This window comes from Corallococcus llansteffanensis, assembly GCF_003612055.1.
Lineage (GTDB): Bacteria > Myxococcota > Myxococcia > Myxococcales > Myxococcaceae > Corallococcus > Corallococcus llansteffanensis.
The window spans coordinates 1-1,524 of record NZ_RAWB01001007.1 but is presented as its reverse complement, the minus strand read 5'-3'; the positions used below and the strand labels follow the sequence as shown (position 1 = coordinate 1,524).

General features: G+C 70.2%; 1 protein-coding gene. It reads right to left on the bottom strand.

Annotation, left to right across the window (positions count from 1 at the left end):
• Nucleotides 1-47: 47 nt before the first annotated feature.
• Nucleotides 48-1,524: patatin-like phospholipase family protein (locus D7V93_RS47210; protein WP_147451681.1), on the bottom strand; the 1,477-nt coding region annotated here is incomplete at its 5' end.

Genomic DNA, 1,524 nt, shown 5'->3' with positions numbered 1-1,524 from the left:
TCACCGAACCACCGAACCCCGAGCCGACGATGACGACGTCGAAGTGCTCAGCGCTCGTGCCCATGCGTCACCTCCCCTTCCGCCTCGCTCCGGGCCCGGGGCGCGTAGAGGTCCCAGAGCGCGCCCAGGAACAGCTGGCCGAAGCGGGTCACCATCTTCAGCCCCTCCACGCCCTCCCGGGAGGAGCGCATGCTCGTCACCAGCCGCAGCAGCTCCCGCATGCCCAGCACCAGGATGCCGGCGCCCACCACGCGGCCTCGCGCGTCGGCGCCTTCGTGGAGCTGGCAGTACAGGCGCGTGGTGTCGCGCCAGAGGTCGGGCCCCGGGTCGTCGTGCAGCGTCTTCGTGCCCTCCAGGTAATAGTCCTGGCCGTGGGCCTGGAAGCGCAGCCCGTAGCTCATGATCTTCGTCCCGGGGTCGTCGGTGGAGCGGAAGAGGTTGAAGCTCCCGTCCTGCACGGGCAGGTCGTCGCCCAGGGGCGCGTACTGCACGTGGGCCACCAGCCGGGCGGCGTGGGACGCGTCGCGGATGAACTCCTCCATGTCGTCGATGCTGATGGTGCAGTGCATGGTGAAGGGCGTGGAGCGGCCATCGTGGGCGCCGGTCTCGGGGTCGTTGGTGCCCTGGGCCAGCGGACCGGACATGGTCTCGCGGAAGGTCAGGTCGGGAGCGTGTTCAGTCATCTGGGTGATCTCCGGGGTGAGGGGCAGGCCCCCGGCGTCCGCCACCCGGAGGTAGCGACAGGCGTCCGAGTAGCCCTGGTCGATGAGGGACGCGGCCGTCACGTGTCCCGCGTAGAAGTCCGGATCCAACGGCAGGGGTCGCGCTGGCTTGATGAGGTGGACCGCGATGGGCCGGGAGTGCCCCGGCACGTGTTCGCCCGCGAGGATGCGCGCGTTGAGCTCGCGCACCTGCTCCAGCTGGGCGAAGAGCGCGCCGTTCGCGCTCAGCTCGATCATGTTGACGTACTGCTCGAAGAAGCCGGAGCCGTACTCCGCCGTGTTGCCGATGCACCAGGCGATCCACAGCTCGTCCGCCCCGCGCCGCACGGCCTCCATCACGTTGGCGTCCTGGATCCACACCGAGTCCAGGTAGAGCCGCCCGTCCTTCGGCACCGGCGGCATGAAGATGGGCAGGGAGATGCCCGCCACCAGCAGGTCGCGGTCCACGGCGGTGTGGGGGACGGCCTCGTTCGTCTTCCGGCCGAAGTCGCAGACGTTGAAGGTGCCCTCGCGCTCGCGGTTCGCGCGCACGGCGTCCACGTCGATGCCCAGGTGCGGGAAGACGCGCTGGACGATGCCGTCCGCGTCGCCCAGCGCGGAGAGCTTCAGGGGCCGCGTGTACTCATCCAGCGGCATCAGCGACACGAAGTCCTTCACGCGCAGGGTCCGCCACCGCTCGCACATCTCCGCGGGAGACCTGCCGGACAGCCACATCGCCAGCGTGATGATGCCGCCGGACGTGCCGTCCGCGTGCGCGAAGCTCAGCCCCGCGTCCGTCAACGCGCGCAGCACGCCCGCCTGC